Genomic DNA, 18,240 nt, shown 5'->3' with positions numbered 1-18,240 from the left:
CTGTAGGTAAAGAATACAATTAATATCTATTTTTGGGGTTTTTATCTGCTTCGTTTACATAAGAAGCATGTACAGTACGGTACGTGAAAAATAGATGAATTAACCATATTTATAGAAGCAGCTCATTAACGCCTTGAGGCAGCTTCAAGTGGTTGGTAGAGTAGACGGGTTTAAATTCGTCCCCAGCTTGCAGGATAACTCTTTCGTTATGTTTAAAAAATTTCGTGGCATGTTTTCTAATGACCTGTCTATTGACTTGGGTACGGCCAATACCCTTATTTATGTCAAAGGACAAGGCGTAAAATTAAATGAACCCTCTGTAGTTGCTATTCGTCAAGACCGCTCTGGATCGCCAAAAAGCGTTGCTGCAGTCGGTGGTGAAGCGAAGCAGATGCTGGGACGTACACCAGGCAATATTTCGGCAATCAGGCCAATGAAAGACGGTGTTATCGCTGACTTTTTCTTGACTGAAAAAATGTTACAGCACTTCATCAAACAAGTTCATAGTAACAGTTTTTTACGCCCTAGTCCGCGAGTCCTTGTTTGTGTGCCTGTTGGTGCAACACAAGTTGAGCGTAAAGCCATTCGTGAGTCCGCGCTAAGTGCGGGTGCGCGTGAAGTCTTCTTAATTGAAGAGCCGATGGCTGCAGCTATTGGTGCTGGGTTACCTGTATCAGAAGCTACAGGCTCAATGGTTGTTGATATTGGTGGTGGTACGACAGAAGTCGCTGTTATTTCTTTAAATGGCGTTGTTTACTCTTCTTCGGTACGTATTGGTGGTGACCGTTTCGATGAGTCTATCATTAACTATGTACGTCGTAATTACGGCTCGCTGATAGGTGAAGCGACAGCAGAACGCATCAAACATGGAATTGGTTCTGCTTTCCCAACCGATGAAGTTTACGAGATTGAAGTTCGCGGTCGTAACCTTGCTGAAGGTGTGCCTCGCGGATTTAAAATGAATTCCAATGAAATTTTAGAAGCATTGCAAGAACCCCTGACAGGAATTGTCAGTGCGGTAATGCTAGCACTTGAACAGTGTCCTCCTGAACTAGCCTCAGATATCTCAGAACGCGGTATGGTCTTAACGGGTGGTGGCGCGCTTCTTCGTAATTTAGATCGCTTATTGATGGAAGAAACGGGTATCCCGGTTATTGTTGCAGAAGATCCACTAACTTGTGTCGCGCGTGGCGGCGGTAAAGCGTTAGAAATGATTGATATGCACGGTGGCGACCTGTTTAGCGAAGACTAAATGGCCTTTTAGAAACGGTTGGGGAGGTTCTCCAACTGTTTTGACTATTTTTTGTTCCTCTGACATTAGCGAAACTTAGCCACACATGAAGCCAATTTTTAGGCGAGGTCCATCCCTACAGTTACGCATATTTTTTGCGGTAATCATTGCACTTGTACTGGTGGTGATTGACCATCGTTTTGAGCCTTTCAATAAAGTCCGTAACTACTTAGACACGGCGGTTAGCCCATTCTATTTTTTAGCGAATGGCCCACGCCAATTTCTAGATAATATTTCGGAAAGTTTCTCTTCAAGAGAACAACTGCAATTCGAAAACAAAGCCTTACGACAAGAGCTATTACTGAAAAAAGCGGACAACTTGCTTTTAGAGCAACTTAAGCAGGAAAATGCACGCTTAAGGGAGTTACTTGGCTCACCACTTCGCCAAGATGAACACATGATGGTAACGCAAGTTATTTCAGGCGCGAATACGCCATATCGTGACCAAGTGGTTATAGATAAAGGCAGTAATGAAGGCGTTTATGAAGGGCAGCCTGTTATTAGTGATAAAGGTGTTGTTGGCCAAGTGGTTGGGGTAAGTAATTTTAATAGCCGTGTCCTGCTAATTTGTGACACTACCCATGCATTGCCTGTGCAAGTATTACGTAATGATGTTCGTGTGATTGCAGCCGGTTCTGGATGTGCTGATGATATCCAATTAGAACCGTTACCTGAAAATACCGATATTCGTGTTGGTGACGTCCTTGTCACGTCAGGGCTAGGGGGGCGTTTCCCTGAAGGTTATCCAGTAGGGGTGGTCTCTGCCGTAAAACACGACACACAACGAGCGTATACCATCATTAGCGCGAAGCCGAGCGCCGAATTGCAGCGTTTACGTTACCTTCTGTTATTATGGGGAAATGATAACGACCCTAAAACGCCACTACAGCCTTCGGAAGTCTATCGGGCAGCAAATGAACGCTTAATGAAAGTATTGCCGCAAGTATTACCTAACCCGAATGAAATTCAGGGGCCTCCATTGCCACCCTCAATGGCTCCGACGTCACAACCATAAGTAGAGGAAACACAGTATGGTTATGGGCAAGAGAGTAAATTAGCATGGATGAGTATCGTGGAAATGGCCGCGCCATCATTTGGTTATCGTTTTTTATTGCCTTGATTTTGCAAGTCATGCCTTGGCCGGAGCAACTCAGCTTTTACCGGCCATCATGGCTTCTGTTGATTCTCACTTATTGGGTGATGGCGCTACCACACCGTGTGAGTGTTGGCACGAGCTTTATCTTAGGGATTATCGTTGATTCCATTCAGGGTTCAGCACTGGGGGTACATGCCCTCTCTTTTAGCATTATTTGCTATCTCGTCTCTTATAAGCACCAGTTGTTGCGTAATATGGCGCTGTGGCAGCAAGCGTTGGTGATTATGTTGCTGACTATCATTCAGGATCTTGCTGTTTTTTGGGCTGAATTTTTATCATCACAAGTATTATTCCATCCGCAAGTATTTTGGAATAGCTTAGTGAATGGTATTCTATGGCCATGGCTATTTTTGCTTTTACGTAAAACTCGTCGGCAATTTTCAGTATGTTAGCATGTTAGTTGTCACTCTGACTGGGAATACAGTTTATGTGTTTAATTTATCTTGCGTCTGGCTCACCCCGTCGACGTGAACTTGTTCAGCAACTTAATTATACTTTTGAAATCTTACGTCCAGAGGTAGAAGAGCTGTGGCAGGAAGGGGAGACGCCTCAAGACTATGTTCAACGTCTTGCACGAGATAAATCTTTAGCTGGTGTTGCGATAGCACCCGATAATCAACCTGTTTTGGGCGCTGATACTATTGTTGTTCTTGCAGGCAAAATTTTGGAAAAACCGCGCGATTGCCAGCATGCAGAAGAGATGCTAAGTGCGTTATCGGGAAAAACTCATCAAGTGATGACGGCGATTGCCTTATCCAACCGTCAACAGACGATACAGTCACTAATTGTGACAGATGTGACATTCCGCGAGTTATCTTTACTCGAAATACGGGATTATATACAGTCAGGAGAGCCAATGGATAAGGCTGGCGCTTATGGAATTCAAGGCATTGGTGGGCGTTTTATACGTAAAATCAATGGCAGCTACCATGGGGTTGTTGGTTTACCACTGGTTGAAACAGACGAGCTAATTCAGCGATTTTTAGCGTTAAGTGATGGTAAGGGGAAGTCATGACTGCGGAACTATTAGTGAACATTACACCATCTGAAACGCGCGTTGCTTATATTGATGGTGGGATATTACAAGAAATTCATGTTGAGCGAGAAGCAAAAAGAGGATTAGTAGGGAATATTTACAAAGGCCGCGTGAGCCGTGTCTTACCGGGGATGCAGGCGGCCTTTGTTGATATTGGTCTAGATAAAGCGGCCTTTTTGCATGCTTCGGATATTATGCCCCATACGGAATGCATTGCGGGTGACGAACAAAAAAACTTTCATGTCAGGGATATTGCTGAGCTCGTTAAGCAAGGACAAGATTTAATCGTTCAAGTCGTCAAGGACCCCCTTGGCACCAAAGGCGCTCGCCTTACTACAGATATAACTCTCCCTTCTCGCTATTTGGTCTTTATGCCAGGAGCTTCCCATGTAGGCGTTTCTCAACGCATTGAAAGTGAAGTTGAAAGAGAACGCCTAAAAGAGTGTGTTTCACAGTATTGTGATGAAAATGGTGGTTTTATCATCCGTACGGCAGCAGAAGGGGTCGGGGAAGAGGAAGTTAAACAGGATGCGGCCTTCTTAAAGCGCCTGTGGGCGAAAGTGATTGAACGAAAAAAACGTAATGTGACTCGCACAAAAATCTATGGTGAATTAGCGCTTGCTTACCGCATTATCCGTGATTTTGCAGGTGCTCATCTTGATCGTATTCGTGTTGACTCCCGTTTGACCTATACTCAATTGCAAGAGTTTATCGAAGAGTATGTACCAGAAATGACGGCTAAGCTCGAACTTTATCAAGGTAATCAGCCAATATTTGACTTGTTTGACGTTGAAAACGAAATTCAGCGAGCCATGGATCGAAAAGTGGAGCTAAAATCAGGTGGTTATTTGATTATCGACCAAACTGAAGCCATGACGACGATTGATATCAATACTGGGGCATTTGTTGGCCATCGTAATCTTGAAGAAACCATCTTCAATACTAATATCGAGGCGACTCAAGCGATAGCAAGGCAACTGCGTTTACGTAACTTAGGCGGTATTATTATTATTGACTTCATCGACATGGTTGACCCTGAACATCGTCGCCGTGTGCTAGCATCATTAGAACAGGCATTGAGCAAAGATAAAGTCAAAACCACCATTAATGGTTTTTCGCAACTGGGTTTAGTTGAAATGACGCGTAAGCGCACAAGAGAAAGCCTAGAACATGTGTTATGCGACGACTGCCCAACTTGCCAAGGGCGTGGAACCGTTAAGTCAGTAGAAACAGTTTGTTATGAAATTTTACGTGAAATAGTTCGCGTTCACCGGACTATCGATGCAGATAGGTTCTTAGTTTATGCATCCCAAGCGGTGGTTGATGTCCTTAAAGGGGATGAATCACATGCCCTTGCAGAAGTTGAAATCTTTGTTGGGAAGCAAGTTAAAGTTCAGACTGAACCTCTTTACAGTCAGGAACGTTTTGACGTCGTAATGATGTAATAAGGAGATTTGAGTGAGACGACTGCCACGTGTAGCACTGGTGACGACCGCGGTTATATTATTGCTGTGTGCATTAGTGCTGTCAGGGCTGCGTTTTCTTCTGCCAAATATTGACAACTATCGACAAGATCTGGTCGATTATGTTGAAAAAAAGACCGATGTATCTGTACAAATTGGTAAAATCGAAGGGGCTTGGCAATCTTTTGGCCCTGTACTGACGTTATCCTATGTCGCTTTACAGAGTAAAACTACGGATGTTACCGCGAATACCATTACTGTTGAATTAGATATCTGGAGCTCATTATTTTCTCTACGCTGGCGCTTTCGTGATTTAACCTTCTATCAGTTAAATGTTGATTATAAAGTTCCTTTAAGCCTTGGAGACTCCGCGAAAGGCGAGTCTTTAGATAGCATTGAAGAGCTATTTTTACGGCAATTCGACCACTTTATATTAAAAGAAAGCCAATTAACCTTCCTCACACCTTCTGAACAAAAAACAACGCTGATTTTACCCGAGCTTTCATGGCTGAATGACAATGAACGGCATCGTGCTCAAGGTTTTGTGAGTCTTGAAACCATTAATAAGCAGCATGGCTATCTGCAAGTAAAGCTTGATGTGTCAGATAAAAACGGCGTGTTAAGTGACGGTATTTTTTATCTACAAGCGGATAATATTGATATGCAGCCATGGCTTAGCCGCTGGCTGCGTGACAATACTTCATTGCGGGATGCCAATTTTAGCCTGTCTTCTTGGGTAACCCTGAGAAATCATCGAATTGACAGCGGCCTTATTCAACTACGACAAGGCGAAGCTAACTGGGGAACGGGCGAATTAGCCCAAAACCTACAAGTTAATGATTTGCTTTTGCGAATGAAAAGGCAGGGGAATGGGTGGTTATTTAACATTCCTGAGCTTGATACCTTGAAAACCAATGAGTTTATCTGGCCGCAAGGGAGCGTCTCTGTATTGTATTTGCCTGCCAGCAAAAAATATCAAGATAATGACCATTGGCGCATCCGTGCTAAAGATATTGAACTCGAACGTTTAAGCGAAGTTTTGCCCACATTTTCTTTTTTAACACCTGAAATGGTACAAGATTGGCAACATCGCCAACCAACTGGTGTAGTGAGTGAATTTGCCCTTGATATCACACAAAACATGCCTGAAAACGTACAAATCAACATGGATTGGCAAAATGTCAGCTGGAAAAAATGGAAAGAGTTGCCTTCAGTTAATCATTTTTCGGGTGTTTTAATTGGTGGCATGCAAAGTGGTAGTGCCACAGTTAGCTTGCAAGATAGTGAAGTGGACTATCGCGATGAATTTAAAGCTCCTTTTTTAATAAAGACGGCAACAGGTCAGTTCCATTGGGTAAATAATGACAGTGAATTTAAACTGTGGAGCCCATCATTAGAGGTACAAGCTCAGTCTCTTTGGGCAAATGGTGAGTTTCGTTACGCAAAAGCGAAAAAAGGAAATTATGCCGATCTCGCCATTCTTGCCGGAATTCGTTTAGATGATGCAGGGGATGCGTGGCGTTATTTCCCACAAAAATTAATGGGGCAAGATGTGGCGGATTACCTGACGAAAGCCATTATCGCAGGTAGTGTAGATAATGCGACGTTGGTCTATAAAGGTGACCCAGCTCATTTCCCATACGATAACAATGATGGGCAATTCCAAGTTTATGTCCCTCTGCGTAATGCGACATTCGAATATGACAGTGAATGGCCTGCATTATTGAACTTAGATATGGATTTAGACTTTAGGTGTGCAGGGCTATTTATGCATGCACCAACGGTAAAACTGGCGGATGCCACAGCAACCAATCTTGATGCCAATATCCCTGATTACACTAAAGAAATGCTGTATATCAATGCAGATATCAATGGAACTGGAAAACAAATCCAGCAATATTTTGTGCATACCCCGATGAACCACTCAATTGGCGATACGCTTGAAGAGTTACAAATTGGGGGAACTGTTAATGGCCAGTTAGGGTTATCTATTCCACTGGTGGCGGGTAAGGATGTTGTCGCCAAAGGAAAGGTCAATCTCAATAAAAACGATTTATATATTCAGCCAATTGATAGCACTATTTCTGCTTTGACGGGCAGCTTTGAGTTTAACAATGGAGATTTACGCGGTGAAAACCTGCGTGGACACTGGTTTGAACAGCCAATTACTGTCGATTTCACTACCACTGACCAAGCAAAAAATTATTTAGTGGATGTGAATATTAGCGGAAACTGGGCGGTGAATAAGTTGGCAATGTTACCTGCTGAGATTAAACAAAAATTATCAGGAACCACTGACTGGAAAAGCCAAGTCGCTATCACCATTCCGAATACGGCAAAAGAACCCGTTGGCTTACAAATAGACGTCACCGCAGGGCTAAAACAACTGAAAAGCCAACTACCTGCTATTGATAACGCTTTGTTAGCAGAGCTTGGGCAAATTAATGTTCAAGCAAAAGGAACCACAGAACAGTTGGTGGTTGGTGGTGATATCGGTAAGCGCATTGGTTTTAATACTCAATGGGGATTGAGTGACAAACCTCTGAGTTTATTAAAAGCCCATATTGCCCAATGGCGTGACGGTATTCCTGAGCTCCCTAAAAACTCAGCTTTTATTGTCGATTTGCCAGCGATTACTGATATGAACTGGGAGAAATTAGCCGGGTTACTAGTGTCATCCCATAGCCGCGAAGGTGGTATGAATATTGGCTTGCCGGATATGCTCCAGGTCAATATTCCATCAATCTACCTCGCTGGGCAGCAATGGAACGCAGTAAACTTTTCTTATGATTTACAACGGCCTGAGCAGTTGGTCAGTATCAACAGTGAAAACCTAAAAGGCTCGTTACAAATCTTTGCTTCACAGCCTTGGCAGGTCGCTATTGATTATTTGTATTACAACCCTAGCACTTCCTCTAGTGCTCAAATCAATGACCTTGCCACAACACAATTTGATTTTAGCCAATGGCCACAATTGCAGTTTCATTGTAAAGAATGTTGGGTTGCTGGGCAGAAATTGGGTGAAATTAGTGCGAATATCCAACCTAAAGGGACGTTATTGCAACTGACCGATGGCACGCTAGATAACAGTGTTACGAAATTAACGCTAGATGCTATTTGGAATAGCGAAAACGGCAATAAAACGCAAATTGCAGGTTCATTGACCGGCGAAGCTTTTGACGAAACAGCAGCGTATTTTGGTATATTGGTTCCCATTATCCAATCACCTTATACTATTGAATTTGATTTAGATTGGGCTAATTTGCCTTGGTCACCAGATATTGCCTCTTTAAATGGTAAAATGTCTGCAAAATTGGGTAAAGGAGCGATTGCACAAATGGGGGGCGGTCGTGCAGGGCAAATATTGCGTCTAGTCAGCTTTGATGCGCTGTTGCGTAAACTACGATTTGATTTTAGCGATACATTTAGTGATGACTTTGATTTTGATTCCATTAAAGGTGATGCGACCATTAAAAATGGTGTACTGGTTTCGAAAAATACCTATGTTGATGGTTTAGTTGCCGATATTGCTTTTAATGGTCAAATTGACCTCGTTAAACGCCAAATTAATGTTGAAGCCGTCATTACACCGGAAATATCTGCTACAGTAGGAGTAGCGACCGCGTTTGTGGTAAACCCATTTGCAGGCGCTGCCGTATTTGCGGCAACGAAAGTGCTCGGTCCACTATGGAGTAAAGTTTCCGTTATTCGTTACCGAGTAACAGGTAGCTTGGACGAGCCGAAAATTGATGAAGTATTACGTCAACTGAAGGAGACTCAAGAGTAATGAAAAATGGCAACGTTGCACTTTTGCAGTTATGTAGTGGAAATAATACTAAACACAATTTGGCGCAAATCGAACAACAGATCAAACAGTTACCAGAAACTGTTGAGTTAGTACTGACACCTGAAAACGCATTGTTATTTGCAGATGCAGCGACCTATCGTAAACAAGCGGAAGAGCAAGGAAAAGGCCCTTTGCAAAAAGCGATCAGCGCAATGGCCAAACGTTATCATGTTTGGATTTTAATTGGCTCAATGCCAATGATTAGCCGTGAAGATCCCGAACGTATTACAAGTAGTAGCTTATTATTTGATGCTGAAGGAAACATTAAAGCGCGCTACGATAAAATTCATATGTTTGATGTCAATATCGAAGATGAACAAGGCACTTATAACGAATCCGTGATTTATCAGCGTGGTGAACATATTACCGTTGTTGATACGCCGGTGGGTCGCCTTGGTATGACGATTTGTTATGATTTACGCTTTCCTGGTTTATTCCAAGCATTACGTGAGCAAGGTGCAGAAATTATCTCTGTACCAGCGGCATTTACCCGTTACACCGGTCAAGCACATTGGGAGCCGTTATTACGAGCTCGTGCGATAGAAAACCAATGCTATATTTTAGCACCTGCTCAAGTCGGTGTGCACGGCACACGTCGCACGTGGGGGCATAGCCTTGCGGTTGATGGGTGGGGTAAGGTGATGAAAAAGAACGTGGATGCAGTCGCTTCTACGGTACTGAATATTAAAACAGACAGCTTGAGTGTCATGCGCGAGCAAATAAAAGTGGTGAAACACAACCGTTTTAGACCGCAATTGACATCATTGATTAAAAAAGAAACCAAAGAGTAACGAATATGAGTTTAGTTTCTGTCAGCGAACATTTGCTGGCCGCCAACCGCCTTGGGCAAGAAAATCTGTATGACATTTTAGGTTTGTTATCTGAGCGCCATCTAGATTATGCGGATCTGTTCTTTCAATCGAGCTTCCATGAGTCATGGGTGCTTGAAGATAGGATCATCAAAGATGGCTCTTACAATATCGACCAAGGTGTTGGTGTGAGAGCTGTTAGTGGTGAAAAAACGGGTTTTGCTTATGCAGACCAAATTTCGCTACACGCGCTGACACAAAGTGCTACCGCTGCACGCAGCATTGTGAATGAGCAAGGCTCTGGTAAATCACAAATTTTAACTAACGTTGAATATAAAAAATTGTATTCAGTGGCAGATCCACTGCAAAGCTTATCGCGGGAACAAAAAATTGATTTGCTGCATCGTGTTGACCAAGTTGCACGCGCAGAAGACCCGCGTGTCATTGAGGTCAATGCTAGTTTAACCGGTGTTTATGAGCAAGTGTTAGTCGCCGCAACAGATGGTACTTTGGCGGCAGATATTCGCCCGTTAGTGCGTTTGTCAGTCAGCGTGCTGGTGGAACATGACGGCAAGCGCGAACGTGGTGCAAGTGGCGGTGGTGGTCGTTATGGTTATGAATATTTCTTGGAAATTCACCAAGGGCAAGTAGTTGCTGAACAATATGCACGCGAAGCGGTGCGTATGGCACTGGTGAACTTGTCTGCAGTTGCGGCTCCTGCGGGAATGATGCCTGTTGTGCTAGGTGCCGGTTGGCCTGGGGTTCTATTGCATGAAGCGGTGGGGCATGGTTTAGAGGGTGACTTTAACCGTCGCGGCACATCTGTATTTTCAGGCCAAATTGGTGAACAAGTCGCATCACCACTGTGTACCGTCGTGGATGATGGCACGATAGCGGGCCGTCGTGGCTCTCTCGCTATTGATGACGAAGGGGTGCCTGGGCAGTATAACGTCCTAATAGAAAATGGTATTTTACGTAATTATATTCAAGATAAACTGAATGCACGCCTGATGGGAGTTACTCCAACAGGTAATGCACGTCGTGAATCTTATGCGCACTTACCTATGCCGCGTATGACCAATACCTACATGTTAGCAGGGACATCAACGCCAGAAGAAATTATTGCTAGTGTGGATAAAGGCATTTATGCACCAAACTTTGGTGGTGGTCAGGTAGATATCACCTCAGGTAAATTTGTATTTTCAACATCAGAAGCTTACCTGATTGAAAAAGGTAAGATTACTTCTCCTGTGAAGGGGGCTACGTTAATAGGCTCAGGTGTTGAAGCTATGCAGCAGATTTCAATGGTTGGTAATGACTTAGCGCTAGATAAAGGTGTTGGTGTTTGTGGCAAAGAAGGCCAAAGTGTTCCTGTTGGTGTAGGCCAACCTACATTAAAACTGGACAAACTGACCGTTGGCGGTACCGCATAATCGTTTATGGCGATATAAACTAGGCTCTGCTCGCCCTGGTGACAACTTCTTGTCGGTGTTGTGACTAGGGCGATTGTGTGCCTGCAAAGCACAAAACAACTGAGGTGTTATGAATAAACGTTTTTTACCTGTCGTATTGATGGCTATTTTGATTGTGATTAGCCTTTATTTCAATGGTGGAGATAAAACACCATCTGAACCATCCATTAATCAAAGCAATCCACCTTCTCGTGAAGCGATAACACCAAAAGAAACACCACAACCGATTGATAAGCTAACTGCGCAAGACAACGTGGTTAGTTTTATGGAAAAATATCAAAAACTTCCAGCTTTCTATATGACGAAGAAACAAGCCCGTGAAGCCGGATGGGATGCGAAAAAAGGTAACCTTTGCGATGTGTTACCTGGAAGAGCAATTGGCGGAGACCGTTTTTCTAACCGTGAAAAAAGTTTGCCAATTGCACAAGGGCGTCAGTGGTTTGAAGCAGATATCAATTATCGCTGTGGTCATCGCGGGGCAGACCGTTTGCTGTACTCATCGGATGGGATGATTTTTGTGACTCATGACCACTATAAGAGCTTTACTCAAGTCCACTAAAGGAAAATCATAATGAGCAAACAGGTGAGCTTTGATTTCAGGCAAATAAATTCATTGAATGATTTTTATGACCAATTTGCTCAACAATTTTCCCTTCCTGATTGGTTTGGCTATAATCTTGATGCCCTGTGGGACATGGTTTCCGCTGGCATTGAGTTGCCTGTAACCATCACGTTTTCACATATGACAGCCGAACAACGTATAAAATTCGCAGATGTTATTGATGTGATGAATGACGCACAAGATATGTGGGAAGAAGAGTTCGTTTTTGCTTTAGATATAACAAAAAGCTCTAACTAATATTCCTATCACTCATGGTAAAGTCTAAATAAGATAACTGAGCTGATAGGGGTCTTTAGGATGAATAACGTTACCTGCACTGCATTTCCGCTAAAAGAAAAAAAATTCCTTATTGTTCACGGCTATACGGCATCCCCTGATAAAAATTGGTTTCCATGGTTGAAATCAGAGCTTGAAGCCTTAGGCGCTTTTGTTAACGTCCCCACCATGCCTGATTCTTTAACTCCCGACCCTAAAAGGTGGCAGCAGCGCTTACAACACTTACCTTTTGATATTGATGAAAATACGGTTTTGATTGGTCATAGCTTAGGTTGCATTACCGCATTACGATTTTTGCAAAATACGAGGCAATCGGTAGCGGGTTATGTATTGGTATCAGGGTTTGATGAAACGCAAGAAACATTGCCAGAATTACAGCATCACACCCTTGAGCCATTGAATTATGATGAACTCATACAGATAGCAAATAATCGAATATCGATTATATCAACCAATGATGAAATTGTGTCACCAAGGTCTTCGAAAGCATTGGCAGAGGCTTTAAAAACACAGGTTATTATTGAAGAATCTGCCGGGCATTTCCTTGATAGAGAAGGCTATACTGAGTTCAAAACACTACTTGATACAATCAAAGCGCATTTTAGCTAGTTATGGCTGGTAAGAATACTAGGTACATTTACCAAGAAAAATCCCCTAGCCGTAGCATAGGGGATAATTTATTAAGCCATTTCAGACAGATCTTTCAAATATTGAAAGATTTGGCGATAGGCTTTTGGCGGTTTATTGCCTTCACGCTCTTTTTTCGCATTACGGACTAATGCACGCAATTGTTGCCTGTCTGTTTGTGGGAACAGGGCAACTACGTCTTCAATGACTTCATCACCGCCATCTAATAAACGGGTTCGTAAGTCTTCCAGTTTATGTAAAATGACTACTTGTTGGTTGTGACGGTTTTTAAGCTTATCCAGAGCCTCTGTAATCGGCTCAACCTCACGTGAACGTAATAACTTACCAATCAATTGTAATTGGCGACGACGGCCTTCACGTTTGATTTTTTGAGCAAGTTCAATAGCTTCAAGTAATTGAGTATCTAACGGAATACGTTCTAATTCACTTTTACTTAAATCAACGAGCTCAGCCCCTAATTTTTTGAGGATCTCAGCATCGCGCTTAATTTCGCTTTTACTGACCCAAATGATTTCCTCGTCTTCTTCGTCTTGCGGCGCTGGGATATCATCCAGCCAGTCATCAGGCTGTTTGGCCATATCGATTTTCCTTTTTACCGAACACAGTGGTTTAATTACGCGTAATTAATATGATTTACTGTGTTGTGAGTGTTAACATTCATCTATTATATATTGTAACTGGGAAAACCCCTCTATGACTACCTAGCATTTACGTGTTAGGGCAGAAAATCACGTTTCCCCCATATTATTGATTGGACTAAAGCATGAGTGTAACTGAACAAGTCACTGAACAACGTAAAAAACTCGAAGAAGCCGTCGCACACGCATTAGAATTTGCAAAAACACGTTGTGATGCTGCGGAAGTCGCAGTAAACAAAAGCACAGGAATTAGTGTGAGTACCCGCCAAGGGGAAGTCGAAAATGTTGAGTTTAACAGTGATGGGGCATTAGGGATCACCGTTTATCATCAACAACGTAAAGGTAGTGCCTCTTCTACAGATTTAAGCCCTGAAGCGATTGAACGCACCGTTCAGGCGGCAATTGATATCGCTAATTACACCTCAGAAGACCCGTGTGCAGGGCCGGCAGACAAATCTTTGTTGGCTTTTGAAGCTCCTGACCTCAATTTGTTTCAAGCGAGCGAACTTTCTCCCGAAGAAGCTATCCGCTTAGCATCAGTTGCAGAAATGTCAGCATTAAATGCAGACCCCCGCATTGTGAATACCGAAGGCGGCAGTTTTAATGGGCACTATGGTGTACGTGTGTTTGGCAACTCCCATGGTATGCTGCAAAGCTACTGCTCAAGCCGCTATTCGATGTCGAGTTGTGTGATTGCAGAGCAAAATGGTGAGATGGAACGTGATTACGCTTATACGATCGGTCGTAGCTTAGACGCATTACAGTCCCCTGAGTGGGTAGGGCAGGAGTGCGCTCGTCGCACCTTATCTCGTTTGTCACCTCGTAAATTACCTACGATGAAAGCGCCTGTTATTTTTGCGGCCGAAGTGGCAACAGGTCTATTTGGCCACTTAGTTGGTGCTATTAGTGGCAGCAGTATTTACCGTAAATCTTCTTTCTTATTAGATAGCCTAGGAAAACAAATTCTACCAAGCTGGCTAACTATCAATGAGCAACCGCATTTAATGGGGGGATTAGCATCATCACCTTTTGATAGCGAAGGTGTTCGCACTTGTGAACGCAATATCGTCGAAAATGGTGTTCTACAAACGTGGTTGATGACCAGCTATTCAGCAAGAAAGCTAGGTTTACAAAGCACTGGCCACGCGGGCGGCATCCATAACTGGCGTATTGCAGGCCAAGGGCTTTCATTTGATGCATTACTGAAACAAATGGGAACAGGGCTAATCGTTACTGAGTTAATGGGTCAAGGGGTGAGTGGGATTACAGGAGATTATTCTCGTGGCGCTTCAGGTTTTTGGGTCGAAAATGGTGAGATTCAGTACCCAGTGAGTGAAATTACTATTGCTGGAAACCTAAAAGATATGTGGGCGAATATGGTGACTATCGCTGATGATATTGAAACTCGCAGTAATATTCAGTGTGGTTCGGTATTGATCCCAGAAATGAGCATTGCAGGAGAGTAACTCCTTTTGTTCTTCCTCTGTTTTGTGTGAAACAAGGCGCCTAATACATTTGTTATTGGGCGTTTTTTATTCTATAAAATAGTATTTACCACTGTCACTGCGGTGTCGTCGCTCTGTCGTCATGCTGTCGTGGTCATGATTGCATTATGCTGACAGTATAGCCATCTCCTAAGATCATTCGATTTTTAAGGTAGGTTATGATGGAAAATAAAATTAAACAATTGAGATTAGCGCGAGCTTGGTCTCAAGAACAGCTCGCTCTACTATCATCACTGAGCACAAGAACTATCCAACGAATTGAAAACGGTGAAGTACCTAGCTTAGAAACACTCAGTGCATTAGCATCAGTATTTAATGTGAGTGTGTCTGAACTGACATCTACACCTTTACCCGAAAGTATTGAGCTAGATAATCGGATAGAAGAGGCTAAAAAGCGGGTAAGAAATGAAACAAAGTTACTTAAAAATATAATAACAGCGATTATTGTATGCGTAATACTGTATACCGCTAATTATATTTATACACCAGAGAGCCATTGGCCTATTTGGGTTAGTGCTATTTGGGGCGGGCTGTTAGCGATAAAGGTAATCAAACTGTTTTTATTGGATAAGCTCTTTCACCAATGGGAAAATAATAGATTGATAAATATGACTAAAAAGCACTAGCTTATATCCTTACTACCTATTAAAACAAAAAAGGCACTCAATTGAGTGCCTGAATAGGTTAGAGGACTTGCCTGAGTTTTTTAAATAAAACTTTTTTCGCTAAGCCTTCTTTAATTCAGCCGTTGTCGTGATTAACGGTGGAACTCACCAGCTGCTTCTGGTTGATAAACGATTTCAAGTACACGAACACGTGTTTGAACACCGTTTGGCAATTCCCAGCTGATTTCATCGTTTACATGCAAGCCCAACAAGGCTGCACCAATCGGAGCCATCACAGACAGTTGCTCCGCGCTATCTTTCAGTGACGCAGGGTAAACTAAGGTGCGTGTGCGTTCTTCGTTGCTGATTAAATCCAAAAAGCGAACGGTACTGTTCATCGTGACCACATCCGCAGGGATTTCTTGTGGGCTAAGAATATCTGCACGGTCAAGTTCATCATTGAGCGCTTCGGCAACCGGTGTGCCCGCATAAGCCGGCTGTTCCATCAGTGCATCTAAACGTTCAGCATCTAAATCATTGATAATAATTGTTGGCTTTGTCATACCACACTCCAATAGAGACATACAAAGCAAACACCCCCCACCCATAAGGTAGGGGGTGTCGCTAGAAATAAGTTTGTTTAAAATATTAGGCGCTATACGCTTTAAAGGGAAGAGATCATGATCACGATCTCTAAGCCTGCCTAGATAAAAATCTACTGATTGACATGCTATAGCTAGCTTGAAACTCTGCTATTTTTCATCATTTCATCAACTATTCTTCGTCAAACCTGTTTTCGAATAGGTTGATAATTGCAGACAAGGCCTGATTTTCATCCGGACCGCTAACCTCGATATCAATCTTACTGCCTTGTTCTGAGTCTAACATCAACATCGCAATAACGCTATCGGCCTCCGCCTCAATTTGATTATTATTACGCAAAATAACTCTAGAGTTAAATTGTTTAACTAAATCATAGAGTAACATGGCAGGCCGTGCATGCATCCCAAGCCGATTTTTGAGCGTTATTGTGGCTTTTACGGTCATTGCTGTTATTTACGCTTTTCCAATGTTCTGTGGCGTGACTGCACATTTTTACCACGGGAACGGAAATAATCGGCAAGTTGTTCTGCGACGTATACTGAACGGTGTTTCCCTCCTGTACAGCCAATCGCAACAGTTAAATAGCTACGGTTATTGGTTTCTAACATCGGTAGCCATAATTCTAAATAACTACGAGTTTGGTAGATGAAGTTATGGACTTCAGTATGCCTATCTAAGAATGCAGCAACGGGCCGGTCAAGACCTGTCATTGGGCGTAATTTCGGATCCCAGTGCGGGTTTGGTAAAAAACGCACATCGAATACATAATCGGCATCAATAGGAATACCATGTTTGAAACCAAAGGATTCAAACACCATTGTCAGTTCACGCTCACGTTTGCCCATCAAACGTGTTCTTAGCATTTCAGCTAATTCATGAACGGACATTTCTGAGGTATCAATAACTAAATCAGCACGAGAGCGTAAAGGTTCAAGTAGCTCATTTTCCTCATCTATTGCGCTTTCAAGCGAAAGATTTTTACTTGAAAGTGGGTGCAACCGACGAGTGTCACTATAACGACGTATAAGCGTGTTACGGTCGGCATCTAGAAACAATAATTGAGGAGAGAAGGTTGATGGTAATTTATCAATCGCTTCTTCGAAAATCTCTGGATTGTCGGGCATATTACGCACGTCGATGCTTACCGCTGCTGAAATATTACGATCAGCCAGTGAATTCGCTAACTCCGGCAGTAATACAACCGGTAGGTTATCTACGCAATAGAAACCCATATCTTCCAGCGCACGTAAGGCAACGGATTTCCCCGAACCGGAACGGCCGCTGACTATCATCAGCACCATGAGCTTGCTCCCTTTTGTTTCTTAATAATGTGTTTCTTGAAAAGCAGTACTTGCCAATTAATATTACTTAGAAACCATAACAATATCATTTGCATATGGCAAGATACATAATTTATCGCTTACTCTGTAATTATGCTGTATAGCTCTTCATCACTTTGTGCACTGCGCAGGCGTTTACAGAGCGTTTTATCGGCTAATTTTTTGGCGATAAGCGACAACGTATGCAGGTGCGTTTTACATTGGTCTGATGGCACGAGTAAAGCGAAAAGCAAGTCAACAGGCTGGTTATCAATTGCATCAAAAGCAATCGGCTCTTCTAAATGTAAAAAGACACCGACAGCACGGCTACTTTCACCTTCGTTCAGCTTTCCATGAGGAATGGCAATACCGCCGCCAATACCTGTTGTGCCAACTTTTTCTCTGGTTAATAACGCTTCAAATACCGTATTTTCAGGTAATTCCAATTCAACGGCAGCCAGCTCACTAATAATTTCTAAAGCTCTTTTTTTACTGGTGCACACAATATTATTACGTGTACAGGCTGATGATAAAACAACGTTTAACTGGATTTCTATATCACTATTCATTTTATTGTTCACTTAGGACTACAAAACCAGATGATGTATCCCACCATCTGGTTTGAAACATTATTCGGCTAATTAATAAGCCGCGTCAATGTATTAATGTTGTCTCAGTTTTTCTTTATGTTTGGTTAATTGGCGCGACAGTTTGTCTACGAGTATATCTATAGCAGCGTACATATCGTTTTCTTCCGCTGATGCGTGGAGATCCGCTCCATTAACTTGCACGGTTGCTTCAGCAATTTGCTGAACTTTTTCAACTTTCAAGACAACTTGGATACCATTAATACGATCAAACAATTGCTCCAATTTTTTGAGTTTTTTCTCAACAGTCTCGCGCAATGCAGGAGTAACTTCAATATTGTGTCCAGTAATCTGAAATTCCAT

Annotated in this window: 19 protein-coding genes; 13 read left to right on the top strand and 6 right to left on the bottom strand. The window is 42.7% G+C overall.

Features of this window, described 5'->3' with window-relative positions; genetic code table 11:
* Positions 1-208: 208 nt before the first annotated feature.
* The 11 genes from FVA69_RS17385 (at position 209) to FVA69_RS17335 (ending at position 12,581) form a co-directional block, all read left to right on the top strand.
* Positions 209-1,252: a rod shape-determining protein gene (locus tag FVA69_RS17385; RefSeq protein ID WP_004908213.1), complete on the top strand. Its 1,044-nt coding sequence runs from the start codon at positions 209-211 to the stop codon at positions 1,250-1,252.
* Between the two features lie 85 nt (positions 1,253-1,337).
* Entirely contained in the window at positions 1,338-2,306 is a 969-nt protein-coding gene (gene mreC, locus FVA69_RS17380; protein WP_109911672.1) for a rod shape-determining protein MreC, read from the top strand.
* A 44-nt stretch (positions 2,307-2,350) separates the two neighbouring features.
* Positions 2,351-2,839, top strand: a complete 489-nt coding sequence (mreD, locus tag FVA69_RS17375) for a rod shape-determining protein MreD (RefSeq protein ID WP_004908217.1) — start codon at positions 2,351-2,353, stop codon at positions 2,837-2,839.
* 35 nt (positions 2,840-2,874) lie between these two features.
* On the top strand, positions 2,875-3,462 hold the full coding sequence (locus FVA69_RS17370; protein WP_109911673.1) for a Maf family protein: 588 nt from the start codon (positions 2,875-2,877) through the stop codon (positions 3,460-3,462).
* Positions 3,459-4,928 carry a ribonuclease G gene (gene rng / locus FVA69_RS17365; protein WP_004908223.1) on the top strand — a complete coding sequence of 490 codons (1,470 nt, stop codon included), beginning with the start codon at positions 3,459-3,461 and terminating at the stop codon, positions 4,926-4,928. Before FVA69_RS17370 ends, rng begins: the two co-directional genes overlap by 4 nt.
* Positions 4,929-4,941: 13 nt before the next feature.
* The gene (gene yhdP, locus FVA69_RS17360; protein WP_164529167.1) at positions 4,942-8,733 is read left to right on the top strand and encodes an AsmA2 domain-containing protein YhdP; all 3,792 of its coding nucleotides are present in this window, start codon (positions 4,942-4,944) and stop codon (positions 8,731-8,733) included.
* Complete coding sequence (gene nit1, locus FVA69_RS17355) at positions 8,733-9,584, top strand: deaminated glutathione amidase (protein WP_004908231.1); 852 nt, start codon at positions 8,733-8,735, stop codon at positions 9,582-9,584. The genes yhdP and nit1 overlap by 1 nt, the downstream gene beginning before the upstream one ends.
* 5 nt (positions 9,585-9,589) lie before the next feature.
* Positions 9,590-11,035, top strand: a complete 1,446-nt coding sequence (gene tldD / locus FVA69_RS17350; protein ID WP_004908235.1) for a metalloprotease TldD — start codon at positions 9,590-9,592, stop codon at positions 11,033-11,035.
* 109 nt (positions 11,036-11,144) lie between these two features.
* Positions 11,145-11,633: a ribonuclease domain-containing protein gene (locus tag FVA69_RS17345; RefSeq protein WP_110731670.1), complete on the top strand. Its 489-nt coding sequence runs from the start codon at positions 11,145-11,147 to the stop codon at positions 11,631-11,633.
* A 12-nt stretch (positions 11,634-11,645) separates the two neighbouring features.
* Entirely contained in the window at positions 11,646-11,933 is a 288-nt protein-coding gene (locus FVA69_RS17340; RefSeq protein WP_004908240.1) for a barstar family protein, read from the top strand.
* Between the two features lie 60 nt (positions 11,934-11,993).
* Positions 11,994-12,581, top strand: coding sequence for an RBBP9/YdeN family alpha/beta hydrolase (locus FVA69_RS17335; protein ID WP_004908243.1), 588 nt, complete (start codon positions 11,994-11,996; stop codon positions 12,579-12,581).
* Positions 12,582-12,652: 71 nt separating this feature from the next.
* Here the strand turns inward: FVA69_RS17335 and yjgA are convergent, their stop codons facing one another.
* Positions 12,653-13,198: a ribosome biogenesis factor YjgA gene (gene yjgA / locus FVA69_RS17330; protein ID WP_004258329.1), complete on the bottom strand. Its 546-nt coding sequence runs from the start codon at positions 13,196-13,198 to the stop codon at positions 12,653-12,655.
* Between the two features lie 185 nt (positions 13,199-13,383).
* Between yjgA and pmbA the strand changes: the two genes are divergently transcribed.
* Both pmbA and FVA69_RS17320 read left to right on the top strand, forming a co-directional pair.
* Positions 13,384-14,724, top strand: a complete 1,341-nt coding sequence (gene pmbA / locus FVA69_RS17325) for a metalloprotease PmbA (protein ID WP_164529166.1) — start codon at positions 13,384-13,386, stop codon at positions 14,722-14,724.
* Positions 14,725-14,921: 197 nt separating this feature from the next.
* Complete coding sequence (locus FVA69_RS17320) at positions 14,922-15,389, top strand: helix-turn-helix domain-containing protein (protein WP_042851521.1); 468 nt, start codon at positions 14,922-14,924, stop codon at positions 15,387-15,389.
* Between the two features lie 131 nt (positions 15,390-15,520).
* Here the strand turns inward: FVA69_RS17320 and rnk are convergent, their stop codons facing one another.
* The 5 genes from rnk to hpf all read right to left on the bottom strand — a co-directional run bounded on the left by rnk (position 15,521) and on the right by hpf (position 18,240).
* Positions 15,521-15,931 carry a nucleoside diphosphate kinase regulator gene (rnk, locus tag FVA69_RS17315; protein ID WP_004908251.1) on the bottom strand — a complete coding sequence of 137 codons (411 nt, stop codon included), beginning with the start codon at positions 15,929-15,931 and terminating at the stop codon, positions 15,521-15,523.
* A gap of 211 nt (positions 15,932-16,142) precedes the next feature.
* Positions 16,143-16,415 carry a PTS phosphocarrier protein NPr gene (gene npr / locus FVA69_RS17310; protein WP_004258320.1) on the bottom strand — a complete coding sequence of 91 codons (273 nt, stop codon included), beginning with the start codon at positions 16,413-16,415 and terminating at the stop codon, positions 16,143-16,145.
* Positions 16,416-16,420: 5 nt separating this feature from the next.
* Positions 16,421-17,272, bottom strand: a complete 852-nt coding sequence (rapZ, locus tag FVA69_RS17305; protein ID WP_004258318.1) for an RNase adapter RapZ — start codon at positions 17,270-17,272, stop codon at positions 16,421-16,423.
* A 119-nt stretch (positions 17,273-17,391) separates the two neighbouring features.
* Positions 17,392-17,859 (bottom strand): PTS IIA-like nitrogen regulatory protein PtsN, encoded by a 468-nt coding sequence (ptsN, locus tag FVA69_RS17300; RefSeq protein ID WP_004258311.1) that lies wholly within the window; start codon positions 17,857-17,859, stop codon positions 17,392-17,394.
* Positions 17,860-17,952: 93 nt separating this feature from the next.
* Positions 17,953-18,240: a ribosome hibernation promoting factor gene (gene hpf, locus FVA69_RS17295; protein WP_004258306.1), complete on the bottom strand. Its 288-nt coding sequence runs from the start codon at positions 18,238-18,240 to the stop codon at positions 17,953-17,955.

The organism is Providencia sp. PROV004 (assembly GCF_011045615.1).
GTDB lineage: Bacteria > Pseudomonadota > Gammaproteobacteria > Enterobacterales > Enterobacteriaceae > Providencia > Providencia rettgeri.
The sequence above is the reverse complement of the archived record's forward strand: the minus strand, read 5'-3'. Positions and strand labels throughout refer to the sequence as shown.

Coding starts and splice junctions, on each gene's coding strand:
- ptsN (WP_004258311.1), bottom strand. CDS start 17,859: ATGAATAGTGATATAGAAATCCAGTTAAACGTTGTTTTATCATCAGCC.
- rng (WP_004908223.1), top strand. CDS start 3,459: ATGACTGCGGAACTATTAGTGAACATTACACCATCTGAAACGCGCGTT.
- FVA69_RS17320 (WP_042851521.1), top strand. CDS start 14,922: ATGATGGAAAATAAAATTAAACAATTGAGATTAGCGCGAGCTTGGTCT.
- yjgA (WP_004258329.1), bottom strand. CDS start 13,198: ATGGCCAAACAGCCTGATGACTGGCTGGATGATATCCCAGCGCCGCAA.
- rnk (WP_004908251.1), bottom strand. CDS start 15,931: ATGACAAAGCCAACAATTATTATCAATGATTTAGATGCTGAACGTTTA.
- pmbA (WP_164529166.1), top strand. CDS start 13,384: ATGAGTGTAACTGAACAAGTCACTGAACAACGTAAAAAACTCGAAGAA.
- hpf (WP_004258306.1), bottom strand. CDS start 18,240: ATGGAATTTCAGATTACTGGACACAATATTGAAGTTACTCCTGCATTG.
- FVA69_RS17385 (WP_004908213.1), top strand. CDS start 209: ATGTTTAAAAAATTTCGTGGCATGTTTTCTAATGACCTGTCTATTGAC.
- FVA69_RS17335 (WP_004908243.1), top strand. CDS start 11,994: ATGAATAACGTTACCTGCACTGCATTTCCGCTAAAAGAAAAAAAATTC.
- rapZ (WP_004258318.1), bottom strand. CDS start 17,272: ATGGTGCTGATGATAGTCAGCGGCCGTTCCGGTTCGGGGAAATCCGTT.
- nit1 (WP_004908231.1), top strand. CDS start 8,733: ATGAAAAATGGCAACGTTGCACTTTTGCAGTTATGTAGTGGAAATAAT.
- mreC (WP_109911672.1), top strand. CDS start 1,338: ATGAAGCCAATTTTTAGGCGAGGTCCATCCCTACAGTTACGCATATTT.
- mreD (WP_004908217.1), top strand. CDS start 2,351: ATGGATGAGTATCGTGGAAATGGCCGCGCCATCATTTGGTTATCGTTT.
- FVA69_RS17345 (WP_110731670.1), top strand. CDS start 11,145: ATGAATAAACGTTTTTTACCTGTCGTATTGATGGCTATTTTGATTGTG.
- tldD (WP_004908235.1), top strand. CDS start 9,590: ATGAGTTTAGTTTCTGTCAGCGAACATTTGCTGGCCGCCAACCGCCTT.
- FVA69_RS17370 (WP_109911673.1), top strand. CDS start 2,875: ATGTGTTTAATTTATCTTGCGTCTGGCTCACCCCGTCGACGTGAACTT.
- FVA69_RS17340 (WP_004908240.1), top strand. CDS start 11,646: ATGAGCAAACAGGTGAGCTTTGATTTCAGGCAAATAAATTCATTGAAT.
- npr (WP_004258320.1), bottom strand. CDS start 16,415: ATGACCGTAAAAGCCACAATAACGCTCAAAAATCGGCTTGGGATGCAT.